Annotated in this window: 15 protein-coding genes; 9 read left to right on the top strand and 6 right to left on the bottom strand. The window is 44.6% G+C overall.

Going from position 1 to position 16,182, the window contains the following annotated elements; translation table 11 throughout:
- Nucleotides 1–426: 426 nt before the first annotated feature.
- Nucleotides 427–831 carry a hypothetical protein gene (locus tag ACXAFI_RS09010; protein ID WP_475108534.1) on the bottom strand — a complete coding sequence of 135 codons (405 nt, stop codon included), beginning with the start codon at nt 829–831 and terminating at the stop codon, nt 427–429.
- A gap of 35 nt (nt 832–866) precedes the next feature.
- Nucleotides 867–1,424 (bottom strand): lysozyme inhibitor LprI family protein, encoded by a 558-nt coding sequence (locus ACXAFI_RS09005; RefSeq protein WP_475108533.1) that lies wholly within the window; start codon nt 1,422–1,424, stop codon nt 867–869.
- Nucleotides 1,425–1,898: 474 nt separating this feature from the next.
- Here ACXAFI_RS09005 and ACXAFI_RS09000 point away from each other — a divergent pair, with 474 nt between their 5' ends.
- Together ACXAFI_RS09000 and ACXAFI_RS08995 are read left to right on the top strand one after the other, a co-directional pair.
- Entirely contained in the window at nt 1,899–2,306 is a 408-nt protein-coding gene (locus ACXAFI_RS09000) for a DUF427 domain-containing protein (RefSeq protein WP_475108532.1), read from the top strand.
- A gap of 661 nt (nt 2,307–2,967) precedes the next feature.
- Nucleotides 2,968–3,525: a hypothetical protein gene (locus tag ACXAFI_RS08995; RefSeq protein ID WP_444922105.1), complete on the top strand. Its 558-nt coding sequence runs from the start codon at nt 2,968–2,970 to the stop codon at nt 3,523–3,525.
- A gap of 269 nt (nt 3,526–3,794) precedes the next feature.
- Here the strand turns inward: ACXAFI_RS08995 and ACXAFI_RS08990 are convergent, their stop codons facing one another.
- The 3 genes from ACXAFI_RS08990 to ACXAFI_RS08980 all read right to left on the bottom strand — a co-directional run bounded on the left by ACXAFI_RS08990 (nt 3,795) and on the right by ACXAFI_RS08980 (nt 7,145).
- Nucleotides 3,795–5,465, bottom strand: a complete 1,671-nt coding sequence (locus ACXAFI_RS08990; protein ID WP_475108531.1) for an FMN-binding glutamate synthase family protein — start codon at nt 5,463–5,465, stop codon at nt 3,795–3,797.
- Nucleotides 5,466–5,685: 220 nt separating this feature from the next.
- Complete coding sequence (locus ACXAFI_RS08985; RefSeq protein WP_475108530.1) at nt 5,686–6,285, bottom strand: short chain dehydrogenase; 600 nt, start codon at nt 6,283–6,285, stop codon at nt 5,686–5,688.
- Nucleotides 6,286–6,575: 290 nt separating this feature from the next.
- Nucleotides 6,576–7,145 carry a TetR/AcrR family transcriptional regulator gene (locus ACXAFI_RS08980; RefSeq protein WP_475108529.1) on the bottom strand — a complete coding sequence of 190 codons (570 nt, stop codon included), beginning with the start codon at nt 7,143–7,145 and terminating at the stop codon, nt 6,576–6,578.
- A gap of 96 nt (nt 7,146–7,241) precedes the next feature.
- Between ACXAFI_RS08980 and ACXAFI_RS08975 the strand changes: the two genes are divergently transcribed.
- From ACXAFI_RS08975 to ACXAFI_RS08950, 6 genes are all read left to right on the top strand, one after another.
- Nucleotides 7,242–8,366 carry an aromatic ring-hydroxylating oxygenase subunit alpha gene (locus ACXAFI_RS08975; RefSeq protein ID WP_475108528.1) on the top strand — a complete coding sequence of 375 codons (1,125 nt, stop codon included), beginning with the start codon at nt 7,242–7,244 and terminating at the stop codon, nt 8,364–8,366.
- A 3-nt stretch (nt 8,367–8,369) separates the two neighbouring features.
- On the top strand, nt 8,370–8,960 hold the full coding sequence (locus tag ACXAFI_RS08970) for a hypothetical protein (RefSeq protein WP_475108527.1): 591 nt from the start codon (nt 8,370–8,372) through the stop codon (nt 8,958–8,960).
- On the top strand, nt 8,957–9,841 hold the full coding sequence (locus tag ACXAFI_RS08965; RefSeq protein ID WP_475108526.1) for a sterol desaturase family protein: 885 nt from the start codon (nt 8,957–8,959) through the stop codon (nt 9,839–9,841). Before ACXAFI_RS08970 ends, ACXAFI_RS08965 begins: the two co-directional genes overlap by 4 nt.
- Before the next feature lie 486 nt (nt 9,842–10,327).
- On the top strand, nt 10,328–11,635 hold the full coding sequence (locus ACXAFI_RS08960; RefSeq protein ID WP_475108525.1) for a serine hydrolase domain-containing protein: 1,308 nt from the start codon (nt 10,328–10,330) through the stop codon (nt 11,633–11,635).
- A gap of 575 nt (nt 11,636–12,210) precedes the next feature.
- Nucleotides 12,211–13,194 carry a hypothetical protein gene (locus tag ACXAFI_RS08955; RefSeq protein ID WP_444922112.1) on the top strand — a complete coding sequence of 328 codons (984 nt, stop codon included), beginning with the start codon at nt 12,211–12,213 and terminating at the stop codon, nt 13,192–13,194.
- Between the two features lie 348 nt (nt 13,195–13,542).
- The gene (locus ACXAFI_RS08950) at nt 13,543–14,376 is read left to right on the top strand and encodes a PDZ domain-containing protein (RefSeq protein WP_475108524.1); all 834 of its coding nucleotides are present in this window, start codon (nt 13,543–13,545) and stop codon (nt 14,374–14,376) included.
- 210 nt (nt 14,377–14,586) lie between these two features.
- Here ACXAFI_RS08950 and ACXAFI_RS08945 read toward each other — a convergent pair whose 3' ends face one another.
- The gene (locus ACXAFI_RS08945) at nt 14,587–15,225 is read right to left on the bottom strand and encodes an RING finger protein (protein WP_475108523.1); all 639 of its coding nucleotides are present in this window, start codon (nt 15,223–15,225) and stop codon (nt 14,587–14,589) included.
- Between the two features lie 317 nt (nt 15,226–15,542).
- Here ACXAFI_RS08945 and ACXAFI_RS08940 point away from each other — a divergent pair, with 317 nt between their 5' ends.
- On the top strand, nt 15,543–16,136 hold the full coding sequence (locus ACXAFI_RS08940; protein ID WP_475108522.1) for a carboxymuconolactone decarboxylase family protein: 594 nt from the start codon (nt 15,543–15,545) through the stop codon (nt 16,134–16,136).
- Nucleotides 16,137–16,182 lie beyond the last annotated feature (46 nt).

The following is a 16,182-nucleotide window of genomic DNA, read 5'->3' as shown; positions in this document are numbered from 1 at the left end:
TTTAACTTGGTAAAAGATAATATGGCCAAAGTGCTTCTTGGGCTCCAAAACGTATAAGCCAAGTTAATTTTTCAGGCTCTTAAGTACAATGAGGGCTCTAATTCCTAAGATAGCAGCAATTGACTGTTCTCCCAGATCTAATGCAAGGACGGAAAAATCTTAAATAGCATTAAAGGAACTGAAGGAGCTACTTGTACCATTGTGGACTGCGATCGCAATTAATACGCTATAAGTGAGATACATGTTTGGTAATAAAAATACTTGCTAGCAATTTTTTTTGTCGCTATTTCGGATATTCATGTTTGCCCCCTGCACCTATATTATTAAAGGTTCACATTAGTTATTTGCATATAAGCTATAGCGTCAACAACAATTTACTAATTTTTATTTACAATCGAGAAAAACCATTTTGCGTAATTTTTATAGTTAACTTCGCATCAATACTTGGGCAGCACCTAGGATCGTTCTTATGAAGCTTTTACCTTGCAGATAAATCACATTTTTATCCAAACTTATGGCATTGACTAATAAGCCATTGATTTTATAAGGTTGAATTTTCTTAGATTTAACAATAGCTGCTAAATATTGTACAACCATATTTCCACAGATGCCTGAGGGCTGTTGGCCCTGCCCCTTACATGGACCGCCCATGCTGTATAAGATTACTTCAACATCTCCAGATTTAGAATCAAATGTACCTTCACAAAGAATTTCAGCCCGAAGTTCTTCCACATGAGAGCCGACGATCTCTTTCAGCTCTGGGGATATTTTTGGACAAGTCTGAGCAAAAACTGGGAGAGAGAAAAGAATGAGTAGGTAGAATGTTTTCATAAGCTCGCTTTACATTAAGCCCAAAGTAATTCTTATTAACGTGAAATCCATTTGCGCAATTCCCTTATTCGAATATCTGTTTTCTCCGCCCTACATAATTGGTAAAGCATTGGCCAGATTGACCCTCCAAGTGCTTCATTATTTGCTTCAGCTTTACAATCTGGATCACGAGCCTGAAGCCAAAGGCGCTGCTCTGCTCGCAGTTTTTTTTGCTGTTGTGGTGTCAGCGAATCTAACACCTGCTGGTAAATTTTATTCAAATGGTTGTCACTAGACAGAAATTGTTGGTGCGCACATTGATTGAGTTCTAGTTGTGTTCGCTCTCTCTGATTACATTGTTCTTGCCATTTGCTCCAGTTGTAATCTATAGCAAATAATGATGGTGATATAGTAAGACCACTTAGTAACAAAACCACTTTCATGGCCACTGCCGCCACGTTAAGTGCATCAGCCCAGCCCCATCGTGCGTGCCAGATCAAGTTTCTTCTGGCAGCGGCTTGGAACCAGCTATTGCTGATTAAGTTTTGAATGAATCCTCTCGGCCGAAGATGAGTAAACCTTAACCCCAGTTTTTTGAGGTGTGCTTCTATCATTTGATACTATTCCCAATGGGTGACCTCTATGGTATCGGTTCCAGAGGCACTAATATGAACAATGTGGCCAACATTTGCGCGTTTAGCTGTAAGGGATACTTCATCATATAAACGGTGTTAAACGGTGTTAAACGGTGTTAAACGGTGTTAAACGGTGTAACCTGTTATCAGATGTATTGAATTGGAACTTTACCCACTGATGGCATCATTTTGAATGCCCCCTACTCTGCCACGTCACCCAGTCTAAAAAGCCGGCTTTTAAATCTACGAAGTCCTAGATAAATATTCCTTAGTGTTTCGCAATTCCGATGGGGATATATATTTTACTTCGATTTTAGCTAGTATACGGCGGATTAGGTGGCCTATAAATGTAATAGGTGTAGAGTCAAGTGCTGTATGCTGCAATTGCAACCTGAACGTATTTCAATGTGCCAATTCATAAGTTAATCGAAATAACCTTGCAAGGAAAAAATTATGTCACATCCGGAAATTACGATGTCTGAAGAAACAATCCATAATCCAAATGAACCACGACATTTTATGCGCGCAAAGCCAGTGCCAAGAACTGTGAGAGTACGTCGTGGAGGTAAAGTGATTGCTGAAAGTAATAATGTTCTAAGAATCACTGAACTTGGAAAGGATATGTATGACCCTGTTTTCTACTTCCCCAAAGAAGACGTTATTGCGGCTCTAAGCCCGGTTGAGGGAAAGACAAGCCATTGTCCGCTTAAAGGGGATGCCAGTTACTTCACAGTCGATGACAGTGGCGAAGCCATTGCTTGGACCTACGAAGCCGCATTCGACTTTGCAAAAGTGATCAATGGACGTATCGCCTTCTATCCCGATCAAGTGGTAACAGAGGAGATTGGGATCTCATCATAAATTCTTAAAGATGTTTGTTCACACAAGCATACTGATGCGCATCAATCAGGGCTGTGTTAATCATATCCATATGAAAGCACCTGTGAAGCGATCTACCGGATTGAACATGCAACAATATAGGGTTGCATGGCAGATTAAGTATCAATTTCTCATTTGTGAGGAATTTAAAAGATGATAAGTGCCTGTGCATGCCTGGTGGATTGATGGAGCTGGACATTTCGTTGATGGTGATACGACTACCGAATTTAACAAAGCAGTATTTGAGTTTTAGAAAGCCTGGAGACTAAGCGTAATAAATAGTTGCTGAGTGACCATGACTTGAAATCAAGAAGTGTTATTTGTTTTAGCTTTATAAGAAAGACTTCCAGCAGCCCCTTCTCTCACCCAACCTCTTCTTCTATCGGAAGTAGTAAGAGCCTTTACAGGGCTAGCTTTTAGGAGTTCGACCTGTGTTTTGAGGCGTTTTGTTTTATGCGAATAATTTAGAATAATAATTTGAGCTTGCATATTTTGTTGAGTACTCCGTAGTACAGTATTTCAAATTGTGCCGTTTTTGGAAATGTGGATCCGCAGTTTGCACTTTAAAGCTTGAATACAGTTTATTTGGTGCGCTAATATTATGACCATCAACCTACAAGCATAAATATTATAAGGAAAGCAAATGCCGCTGATGAACCTGATTCCTGAAGGGCAAACACCGGGCAGAAGAACGCGTCTATTAGCTGAATCGATGGGAAATGCGAAAGCCTCATTCATGAATGGTACTCTGACAGGGCCAGAGCTTTCCCTCTATAAAAAACTTACCAGTATGCAATGCTGGGATGCTGCGCTTTACTGTGCGTGGAGTGCTAAGGGCGTAAACTGCCCAGACGTAAACATGAACAACATCAGTTTTAATGTTACTACTATCAATAACTACAACCGAATTTTTGGGGCTAACCCCAGAACTCGATCCGTTAATACTCTGCACGAGTTGATGACTTTACCGGAAGGGTGTTTCATTGGTTTTCTGTCAAATACAGGAGTTATGAGGCATGTAATGATTCATACTTCTAATGGTCATGGAGCAGGCAACAAAAGTGACTGTGTTTTAACGGATGGAAATACAGCCGGTTGGGAGCTGTTAGATATGGCTCATTTTTTTGGTAAGGATAGAAATCATAACGGCAATTCGCAGACAACTATGGTGTACATGCCGGTAACTGGTCAATTGATTTAAGTTTTCAAAAGAGTGGGTATATGACTTAATGAGATCCCCTCCTTTTAAGTGAGTTAATCCAGACTTGACCTGACAGTTACCAGTTTTTGAAGGTGTTCTGTCAGGTCAATCCTGAACTACTAAACCCTGAACTCCTAAAGGAACAGAAAGCGCTGTTTAAGGTACACAGGCAAGCGCCCTTCCCCTCTATGAATTAGCCAGCGGTTTCCAGATTCTGGTTGATAACCTCGCAGCTTTTTCACAACAGGCCGAGCGCTCATGATCTTTGATCAACTGGATGTAAGTTCAGCTGTAACGGCTTCGCTTTTAAAATCGTTGCTGGTCGGATCGTTCTCGGTTGGGTCAAAGCTTTCTGCACGAGCCATACGCCAGGCTCGGGCATAGAAGCCCCCCTCGTCATGCTCCCTGAGTAATTCGCCGGGCTTGAGGAAGACGTGGATTTGCGAAAATAGCTGCACTTCAGTGCCACCGGTGCGGCGCACCAGATGTTTCCCCTCCAGCTGTTCTGGATGCTCCAATCCAGCGGCGGCTAGCATCTCGGCCAGAGTTTGAAGGGTGTTGTGGTGGAAATTATGCACCCGGTTGGCTTTATCAGGTACCACCAGGGCTCGTTGCCGTAACTTGTCTTGGGTGGCCACCCCCGTGGGGCACTTATTGGTGTGGCAGGATTGGGATTGGATACAACCGATGGCAAACATGAAGCCGCGCGCCGAGTTAGCCCAGTCGGCCCCTATGGCCAGCACGCTGGCAATATCGAAAGCCGAGATTATCTTGCCGCTGGCCCCTATCTTGATCTTGTCTCGCAGATTCAGTCCAACCAAGGTGTTGTGGATGAACAGCAGTCCTTCTCGCAGGGGTACGCCGATATGATTGGAGAACTCCAGCGGTGCTGCCCCCGTGCCACCTTCCTTGCCGTCCACCACGATGAAGTCAGGCAATATGCCGGTCTGGAGCATGGCCTTTGCGATGCCCATGAACTCCCAGGGGTGGCCGAGAGCCAGCTTGAAACCCACCGGTTTACCGCCACTTAGTTCTCTCAGTTGTTGGATAAAATCCAGTAACTCAAGGGGGGTGGAAAAGCTGCTGTGGCTGGATGGTGAGATGCAGTCCTCTCCCTCTGGCACGCCGCGGGTGGCCGCTATTTCGGCTGTAACTTTGTGCCCGGGAAGGATGCCGCCATGGCCGGGCTTGGCACCCTGGCTGAGCTTTAGCTCAATCATCTTAATTTGCGGGTTGTGGGCCTGCGCCTTGAACCGGTCTGGGTCGAAGCTGCCGTCCGGGGTTCGACAACCAAAGTAACCCGAGCCTATTTCCCAAATCAGATCGCCACCGAACTCGCGATGATAGGGGCTGATGCTGCCCTCCCCCGTATCGTGGGCAAAGTCTCCCAGCTTGGCGCCTTTGTTCAGGGCCCTGATGGCGTTGGCACTGAGGGACCCGAAGCTCATAGCGGAGATATTAAAGATCGAGGCCGAATAGGGCTGGCTGCATTGTGGCCCCCCTATGAGCACCCTGAAGTCCTGGTGTTCTCTGACCTCCTTGGGTTGGATGGAGTGATTGATAAACTCAAAACCCGGTTCGTAGACGTCAATCAGGGTGCCGAAGGGTTTGGAGGCATTCTCATTCTTGGCCCGGGCATAGACCAGGGAGCGCTGGGCGCGGGAAAAAGGCAGCTCGTCTTCTTCTCCTTCTAATAGGTACTGGCGTAGCTCTGGGCGAATACGCTCCACCAGATAACGAATATTACCCAATATGGGATAGTTGCGACGCACTGCGTGGTATCTCTGGGTTAAATCGTAAGCTCCAAGGAGGCTTAGAAGGCCGCTGATTGTGGCCACAGGCCAGAGCCAGGAGTAAGAGTAAAGCAAAGGCAGGCTGACGAGAGTCGTGAGTAAACAACAGCCAAAAAATGTATAGCGATTGAGCAGGGATAGTTTCATCGTCGTATTTCGTACAGGCTATTGCTGTATGCTCTCCTTGAAAAATGTATTTTCTACCGGCTCGGAGTCAATCGCATGTACGTGGATATTCTATGCAGTTACTTTAATAGCCCACGACTTGATCGATCTTGCCACGAAAAGCTAGTGTATCAATTAATACACAACCATCAATAAACTACATATCAAATAAAAAAACCACAACAAGCTTCAGCTTTAAGGCTCATATATAATCTGCTACATCAAAAGTCTGCCCAGTTTCTTTGGTCAAAACAGCATGACGATAAGCTTTTGCAGTGTCCGATGCGGAGATACCACTGGAGCTATCCATATCCATCATATCCATGGTCTCTTTCACAAAATGTGGACTAACAGCATTCAAACGAAGCTTATGGTCGAGCTCAAACGCAGTGGCTTTTACAAAGGATTCAATAGCCCCATTCACTAAACTGAGGGCAGAGCCGCCCCGCATAGGATGTTGGGCTAAAACACCTGAAGTTAGGGTGATACTGCCACCCTCTCGAACATAGGCGCGGCCAATCTGGAAAATACTAATTTGCCCTAATAACTTATTGTTGATAGCCGCCTTAATTTGATCAAAGGTTAGCTCCTCAATTGACGCAAAAACTGCATTTCCTGTGGCTGAAACTACAGCGTCAACTTGGCCGACTTTCTCAAACATGGCCTTGATGGATGCCCTGTCCTCAATGTTGATCCGGTAGTCACCACTGGTATGACCAACATTGACAATTTCATGGTCTTTAAGCGCAGCGGCAACTGCTTTTCCAATGGTACCAGTAGCACCTATCAATACAATTTTCATATTTTATTCCCTTAACGACTCCTAAATGACTAAGTATGATAGATATGAATAATTGAACTAAATATCATTTCAAATGTGAGAGATTCTTGATGAGCAAGAAAAAGCTTATAGGCGATTAAATATAGCAAAATTGCGAACTATCGAGTTTCCAAGAAACAGATATGGTTCCTGTCCTATCACTTATTCTTCGTCTAGACGGGATTATTTATATCTACATGCACGATTCACAACTAAGGGGAAATTAATACGTGGCTAAACTTCACGTAAGTTTTGAGTCCATTATCGCGTGCTTACGAAGTATTTATGCCTTTAAATAGACTGGTAACAGCAAACTTTGCTGCTTGCTTTGCACTGATTTGTCCTTGGTTGATCAGCCACCAAGCGGAGTAAATCTGGGCGTCAATCATTGAGGTTATCCACTCCACTGGTAGATCTTTACGGATATCTCCATCCCCCTGTGCCTCTAGTATTAGAGCCGTTAGGTCATCCATCTGTTGGCCATAATATGACTGTACTTCTGGATCATTTTCGGCAATGTTCCATAGAGATAGAAGAAAGTGATAACTGTCTGCCAAGGGCATCAAGGCCTCAATCCCTTGATGGATCTTTTCTCGGGCTGAAAGCTGTGGATCTGCATGAATTGGTTCCAGAGCTTGGCTGGTCAGCTTAAAGCACTCTCTAGCTATTTCTAGGATTAACTCCTCCCGAGTTTCAAAGTGACGATATAGAGTTGCTCTACCTACGCCGGCGATTGCCGCAACCTCTTTAAGGCTGGCCTTTGGGTTGTTCACCAGTAGTTCCTTTCCAGCTTCAATAAGGCTGGTTCTGGAGCGATTGGCTCTAGAGTCAATGGTATTCATAGCTCTCCGCTCAAGTGAGACACTCTTGTCTCATTTTAAAGATGCTTATATGATACATGCGTGTCTCACAGAAATACTAGTAATGAGAGTGTTCAAATGAATACCCATGAGAGAGATCTGTTATCTGAGTATCAACGAACGGCTGAATCTCAGCTCCCCGATGCTCTTTGCCTACCCTTCGGTGCTTATACAAGCGAGGCCATATTTCAGCGAGAAATGGAGCAAATCTTTGAAGGAGGCTGGGTTTTTATTACAGCTGAATCCAGTCTAGCCAGGCAAGGCGATTACCTTGCATTAAACATTGGTCTTACCACTGTAGTTGTAGTTCGTGGTACTGATGGGCTATTACGCGCTCTATCTAATACTTGTCGACACAGAGGGACACCATTATTAGATGCCGGGTATGGCAATGTTAGTAAACGGCTGATCTGCCCATATCATGCCTGGAGCTACACTTTGGATGGTTCTTTGCAGGGGGCACCGTTCACTGGCAAGGAGGAGGTAGATAAAGCTAAGCACTGTCTACCCGTTTATCGGCTGGAAATTTGGTGTGGCTTGGTGTTTGTTGACATCAGTGGTCAGGCGCCGCCTCTTTTAATACAACTTGAGGGCTTACTGGATTATTTACCCCCCCACCAGATAGATGTCTTTGATGAATTTGAGCCGGGGAAAACCCAGCGTTGGGCCGCCAACTGGAAGATTGTGATGGAAAACGCAATGGAGAGTTACCACCTGTTTAAAGTTCACCAGAAAACCCTGGAAACAGTTACGCCAACCCGAGATGCTTATTATTCCGCCGGCTGCCCAAGATGGACACTGACCGGAGGTGCAATTAAATCTTACCTTGGCTTCGGCAAGCCTAAACAATATCAATTATTGATGCTGCCGCCTAATTTTACCGCCATTATCGACTCAGGCTCTTTAAGCTGGCTGTCTGTTATGCCCTGTCATGCAGGTGAAACAGAAGTGTTATCCGGTTCACTAGTTTACAGAGGTTATGGCAGCAACCGCTCTGCCCGGAAATTTACTGATAAATTTTTTGCTGAGGACCAATGGATTTGTGAGCGGGTTCAACGAGGTATGAGCTCTCCCTCTGGAAAAGGCGGCACCCTGGTTGAAGCAGAGCGTATCATTGTAAATTTTCATCAATTCCTGGCTTTAAGTTTATTTGGTGGCAACAACACAGCTATAACTCAAAGCGCTGTAAAGCAAGGAGGATGAAAATTGAAACTCAGATATGCCTTATTACTGACTGGGGTTATTGCGGGTACAGTAACTTTCCTGGCTTGGGCCCAACCATTAGCTCCAGAAGCGAGAGATCCTATGGTTGATGAGGCTACTTCACCTTCAGTTACCTCAAAAGCTATGGTTAGGTCTTTAACAAAAACGGGATCGGAGGTACTGCCAAAGAAAATCTACGGCATGACCCGTACAGTAGCCTTGGAGGAGTCTGGAAATCTAGTAGATGTATTGTTACAAAACAAGGATATTCTCAATCGGCTTAAACCGGGTTCACATAAGATATTTATTATTTATCAGAGGTTCTCTAAGAATTATCAAGAGGCTCAGGTAACGGTAGGGCTGCCAAGGGAAAGCTTTTTTCATCATGATGGCGCAAGTGAGACAATGCCTGTAGGCAATGTTATCCATATTGGTGGTGGCACAAATATTACTTCGGTTGGGCTAGAAGAACATTGGAAGAAGGTTTCTTTTGATTCAACATTGCAAGCCGTCGTAGAGAGATACACCCTGTCGGAAGTTGGGGCGGCTCAGTTTGTCGATGTTTATCAGATAAGCCGGGAAATAATAAGATGAGCTTTCTAACAGCAGTTTTTACACAAGAAGAAATTAATTCTTTTGAAATCTGGGTGAATGAGGGGTTCTTTCTACTGGCCATGGGTGTGCTTGTGCTGGAAGTGGTACGCTATGCTTTTAAGCGTAAACTAACTCTAAGCATGCTGGGTGACTCAGTTAGTAACTTTATCACCCTGTTCGCTTTTATAGTTATCACTTCATTAATTGCTGCAGTGTTTTATGTGGCAACATTTTTCTATGTTTTTGAAAACTTTAGCATTGTCCAAATACCTATTACAGGTTGGAGCATATTGGCCTGCCTTATCTTGGCAGATTTGGCTTACTACTGGGAGCATCGTTTTGCCCATAGTGTCAATTTAGCCTGGGCTTCCCATACTGTACACCATAGTTCGCCTTACTTTAACATTTCTGTGGCCTATCGGTTTGGGCCTTTAGATGGACAATTTCCGTTATTCTTTTACTTGCCATTAGCTGTGCTTGGTTTTGATCCATTTCTTATTTTCTTCTGTGAAGTGGTCGTACAGGTCTACCAAACGCTTCTTCATACAGAATCTGTGAAAAAACTGCCGAGGCCAATCGAATGGATTATGAATACTCCATCTCACCATCGAGTACACCATGCCACCAATCGTGAATACCTGGATAAAAATTATGCAGGCATTCTAATTATCTGGGACCGTATGTTTGGTACCTTTGCAGAGGAGAAGGCAACAGTCCACTATGGAGTTTTTCCCCGTATTAACAGTTTAAATCCTGTTGTTATCTTCTGTCATGGTTATGTGAAACTCATTCGGCAACTCTGGCAGGCAGATGATTGGAGGGAACGTTGGCAGCTGCTGATAAAGTCTCCTAGATGGTTATGGGAGCATGATCAGAGGTAGGTAACTAAATCACTTAGTCAAATTTTAGATGTTAGTATTGGGGGAGTTTAAAAGTTCAGGGAGGGATTCTTGTTAAAAGCAAAATAGTCTGACTAGAAAAAACGAATTCAGTTTTTAAAATAGTAAGGCCAATACCCATGAGAGCCGTCACGATAAGAGCGGTTAATAAACTCCCCGCAGGTGGAACAAGTCATTTCTGTAAATAAATGAAAAGTTAAGCATGCAGAAAAACCTAAGAAGCGATCTTCACTGACGATAACTATAAACTCCTATTTGCCAAGAGAGAGTGTCGGATTTGGTCTGGACTAATACAATCCACTAATTTGTACCCATCGGCAGAGCCAAGTTTGTAGTTTTGAAACTTTCCAAAATATTTGTAATCAATACTCTTTCATGAACTTGATTCTTTTTAGGTTAACTTCTGATCAGATGCTGTAAACGTATATTGATATACTTAACTGGCCTCTTAAATAGGTACTAATCGCCATGGATCGACGTGATTTTTCAAAACTTTTTTTGGGGTTTGCCGCTGCTTATGCCCTACCCCAGCCAGTCGTTGCGATAGGCGCTTTATCAAATAATACAGGGAGTGATGAATATGCGCTCAAACGCTTTGTGCGTCACCGTATTCTTAAACAGCATAGGGCATATGCAGCGGTCACAGGCACCCTGAAGTCCTCTGAGCGTCGCATCATTACCGTTCGGGACCCTGAAGCCAAGGATGACTACCAGCTAGGTGGTGATACTATTTTTGAAGTTGCGTCGCTGACTAAGATTTTTACAGCCCTGCTATTGGCCGTTGAAGTCGTACACAAGAGGGTACGACTCGACGACCCGCTTCAGGATTACGTACCGAGCGGAGTAAAGGCTCCCACTTTTGAGGGGCGACAAATCACCCTCGCCGACTTGGCCACACATGGCGCTTCATTGCCACTTAGACCCAACAACCTTGCAGCATCGGCACCCGATGCGCCGAATAAATATGCAGGTTACTCCCTTGAGCAGCTGTATGGCGGCTTACCCAATTACCATCTGCAAGCCAGTCCAGGTTCTCAATTCAATTATTCAAACTTGGCTTTTGGGCTCTTAGGTCAAGGAATCGCTTTGAAGGAAGGCCGCTCTTTTGCAGAAATTCTGCGAGAGCGTGTGACAGGGCCTCTAGGATTAAGGGATACCTCTTTAAAGGATGATCCAAGAAAGTCAGCACGACGCGCTCAAGGCCATGACTTCTACCTCAGCCCGATTGGCCCAACTAGCGATGGAGTGCTCGCACCGGCTGGTGGCTTGCGCTCGACCGCTAATGACCTCCTCACGCTACTCGATCTGTTTCTCAGCGGTCGCGGCCCAAAGGATTTGGTGGCTGCCTCACGTTTGATGTTGTCGATCGATAGACCGGGAGGCAGTGATATCACTCGAATGGCTCTGGGTTGGCGCAAGACGACTACCCATGGAGAAACCTACTATTGGTCTAACGGCAGCAGCGATGGATCACGTACATTTATGGGCTTTAACCCAGCACGGAAAGCCGGAGTTGTCGCTCTGGCAGATGCTGCCAGTGGCGAAGGGTTGGATGATATAGGCCATCACTTCTTGAATCCCCAGCAATCGGTATCTACTAAGGTCATTCCCACCCCAGATTTCATCACTTTACCAGAGAAAGTGCTTTTAAGGGGTATCGGTCGTTACGAGCAGGCAAAGGACGATATCATCGAGATCAGTCGTGGCTATACGGGCCTCATTGTTTCAGCGGGATACGGAGAGTTCGTCATTCGGCCACAATCGCCTACAACGTAAGCATCTAAGATGGTACCAGGGCTGACTATCGAATTTGAAGGAGCTGATATGGGCCCTGCCCTTACGCTGACTCTTCGACAAGATGACAAAACCTATATCTACAAGCGTATACCTTAACTTGGGAGGCCAGAGAAGAGCTTAAGCTCTTCTCCCCACTCTTTTTATATAAAAGGCGGCCCTTACCCTCCCAACACACAGTAAAAATGCACGGCTTTATACTTCGTGATTGAGCTGGCATTAATAAGGACAGCTAACATAGCGGCCGGCGATTACCAATTACTAACATACTCCAAAATAAGAAAAAGACAGCTCAAGTGGCCCATAAGATTACGGGACGCATCACCCCTTCGTCCTCATTAGTGTATGAGGAGTCTCAGGAAGAAGTCCTGAAAGCAACACTAGAAAAGTTATATTCAAAATAAATTGAGAAATAATTTTGCTTCAGGGTCATTTCTAAAAACCTAATGTACTGTCATAAGAATCAATATTACAATGCTGATCTTCTTTCCCTCAGCGTTAGCCCTACAACAATAATCTCTATCGCTGGAACATTAGGAAATCATAGGAAGGTAATTATGACAAAAATAATCAGTCGCAGCATCAATCAGGGTGTTGGATTTTCTGTGTTGGTAGAGGACACAGCACCGGTACTCTTTCAAACAAAAGTGAAAAAATCACTTGAAAGTTGGCTGGATGAAGCACAAACCATTTTGTCCCGGGCGGAAGCAATGTGTACCACCGCCCTTGTGTCCCCCAAAAAGGTTTCAGGCAAATTTAATAATTTACTTTCTTACTACTTCGGACTTCCTGCGAATTGTCCAAACGACAGATACCGAAGTTGTCTAAACGCGATACTCAAGAGGTTAACTAAGACTCAGAGGGGACTGAGTAGTGGGGTGGAGTGTGCGGACGTGAGCATGATGCCTACCCTTGCAAAAATTCAAACTTCTGCCATGTCAGCAGTGGGTCTGGGGAACCCCACAAAAAAAATGGCGGGTTTTGTGTGGGTGGACATCTTTGAAAGTGTGCCCAGGTATCTTTCAAATAACTATAAGCTGACGACGGTAGGTGGAGGGTACCTCAATGGGGGGAGCTTTAAGACAGATTACAAGCATCCCATCTGCTTGAACTTCGAAGAAATTTGGAAAAGAGGTGAGAATTTCTGCATTGTTACTTTGATACACGAGGGAACACACAAATACGCGCAAACAGTGGATCTGGACCCCGGGTACTTCAAGGATGGAGGCATTGTAGATAAGTTAGATCAGGCAATTAGTAATGGTGGTATGTATATGAAAATTTATATGGAAGGACAAGGTCTCACCCATGATCAAGCTTTTGAGCGCGTTGTAGAACAGGCATTAAACCAGTTACGTGGGCAAGATTCAGCGGCATCACATATGGCAAAGCTTGCTGAGGTTAAAGCGGTAGACAATGCTGATTCACTGGCATGGTTCGCCCATGATGTGGCACAACTCCCCTCTGAAGTAGAAGTTGGGAAGGTTGTAGGAGGGATTTTGGGTAATCGAAAAATACACCCAAGCCTGCTTAACCATTAAATAAAAGCCGGGGCGGCTCATTTAATTGGGAATCATTGAATATTTCCCTATTGCTACAAGTATATATTTAACCTAATGAGCTGCTCTCATAATTCCAACAAGGCTGCTGGTGGTAAAAATACCAGTAATAAGTGGCCATGTTGATTGACAAGACTAGAGCCTCACGACTTTGCTTTCTGAGCCCATGCGATAGGCCCTTTCGAGCAACTGGCTCACTGCGTAACTGTTTGCAACAATGCGGTTAGACTAGGCATTGATTGTAACTACCTATTAGAGCTTGTGATAATCGAGGCATGCTTTGCTGTTGGTTTCTTTGATAGTCAATGAAGTGTTTTAAGGAGTTTATACGTGTCACTAAAAATTAGGTTTACCCTCACCTTTTTAGGACTTATATCTGCTGTTTTTTTGGGTGTCTTTATTGGTCAATCAACTTCAAGTAATACTGAAAATTATGATGATACGTTGCTGATGCACGAAAAGCGTATCAGGGAGATCGGGCTCGCTCAAAAACAATTGCAAACACTCCTATCAAGAATGGCCTCAGGGACTGCAGAGCAATCGCAAAGTTATATAGAAGCTGATTTTATTGATGAATCAATGGTGGTAGAAGACTCGCAAAGCCCACCAAGCTCAAATATATCTCAAGAAAACATCGGTTATAGGCAGCGAATGATTAAGCGGCTTGTCGACTCAGGATTTGATAATGAACGTGCCGAAGAAATCCTTTTGATCAGGGAGGGGCTTGATTACAAGCGTAGACTTATTGAATATAAATTGCAGCATATAACGGAGCTTTCACCGGAGAATCCTAGAGATTTGTTCAAGGAAATGGAGAAGTACCACTCTCCCTTTCTTATGATGTCGGAGCGGCTGAGCAAGGATGAATTTGAATTGTACTTAAAGGCGCATGGTTTGAGCTCGCAGCTTACCATAGGGGAAGTGGTCGAAAACTCCACTGCAAAATCGTCAGGGCTTAATACAGGGGATAAGGTCATCTCTTATAATGGATCACCTGTTGTTACCATTTTTGATCTCAGAAATTTAATTCGATCAACACCACCGGGTGAGAGTATCCCGATGGAGATTATTAGAAGTAATAGCAACCTTAAAGAGACTATATATGTTCCTAGTGGTCCCCTTGGGATATTAAACACCGAGAGCAATATGCCTATTTACCCGTAGTAAATAAAGTGAGGGAAAGAATAATTCACTGTGCCTAGGACAGTAATGTGTACTAATAGGAGACTTATGGAGCAGTTGGATTCACAGTCCTTGCTTAACTAGGGAGGTCTTTTCTGATGCCAGCTTTGCACCAGCAAAAAGTGTTCTGTAATTGGCAAGACTAATTGTGATGAAGGTTTAAAGTAGGTTGCGTAAAATGTAACCAGGAATTTATGGGATTCCATATTTCTCTGCTAGGCGATCAATATCCGCTTGAGACCTGGAACTATTGGGGCATTTGGCTCTAAACCAGGGGTTCAGATCGCTATTACTGCCAGCCGGTAAATCTTTCAAGTCAAAGCATTTATCATCGAGTTGAACAAAAGTGCCTGTCGCTGTTGTATAGAGGGCATCTTTTGTTTGAAGCTGGCGAACTTTGTTGTTCTCTCGATCCAAAGCTCTCTTTAACCTCGGATCAAAAACCACCGCTTTGCTTTTTGCTCCAGATTCAGAGGGAGCCGTTAAATTAGCGGCTTTTTGAGACGATAAGTTTTCGGGCTTGGTAGTAACTGCTGAGCTGCTTTGTTCATTGATTGTTTCTCTATTCGAGGCGTCACGTTTTTGCCGGATTCCGGGAGAGCTAGGTTTTTCAGCTGCTGTAGCAGCAGGCAATACTTCAGCTTGCCCTTCTACTTTCGGTTTCGTAATGGTTGCTGATTTTTCGAGCTTGTCGGCACTGGCCGGGCTATCGGAGTTGTTAATTGGCGAGCCCGCAGTCGGATCTTTATATTGTAAGACAAGCTTAATTGTCGATTGATCGTTCACCTGCTTACCTGATGGCAGAACAACTGGAATAATCAATAAAGCCATGTGAAGGCCAAGCGCGATCGCCAGGGAAATCCAAAGGCGCCACGAAATTGATGTTTCGCTATCTTTATGAACTAAGGGTGGAGGCTGGAGATCCATCTGATGTATATATCACTTCCGTATAATGCCCCGACAAGATTCCGAAAAGAGAAGACCTATTGGCTTGCGAGGTTGCAGGTTTGACTGGGTGTCAGCCAAAAAGTTCTTTGAAATGAAGCCCCCGGTTTCTATTGGGCGAAGTCTAATCTATGCATTAAATATGAACGAGCTAGACTTTCCTCTAAATAGAGCAACCTGCCGAACCCATAAGGTGTCTTTCAATGCGCATTCCCCCCATTGCTCCCGGTGACCTCAGCCAAGAACAAAAGCCTTTGTACGAAGATATGTGTAATGAGATGAGAAGCTACTTCTCAGGGTTTATTAAAAGTCGCAAAGATGGAGCTTTGTTAGGGCCTTGGGCGCCGGCAATTCGCTATCCAAAATTTGGTAAGCCCTGGTGGGATTATGTGAAGGCGATAGCGGATAACCCTTCGCTGCCAAAGACTGTTCGGGAAGTTGCGATTCTGGCCACTGGAGCGCACTTTAAGGCGGGCTATGAACTCTATGCGCATTCGGCTATTGGTGAAAAGCTGCATTTGGAAGCGGATAAAATAGCGACGATCGCCGCAGGTGAGCGTCCTTCTGATTTAAGCCGAAAAGAAGGCATTGCCTACAGCGTTGCAGTTTCTCTGGCGGCTGGTGGCCGCCTACCCAGGGCTACCTGGAAAATGGCTGTTGAGGTTTTTGGTGAGGATTCCGCCGCGGAATTGATTTTCCTGGTCGCCGGGTATCATCAAGTTTCAGCCATTTTAAATGGCTTTGATGTTTGTATTCCGAGCGAGGAAGATCAAAAACCCGATACCTCCTCAACATAAGGTGCCCTACCCGGCTAATACAGCAGTAACTGCAAGGGTAACCCCT

It is taken from the genome of Microbulbifer sp. ABH2_005, from assembly GCF_056160005.1.
The sequence above is the reverse complement of the archived record's forward strand: the minus strand, read 5'-3'. Positions and strand labels throughout refer to the sequence as shown.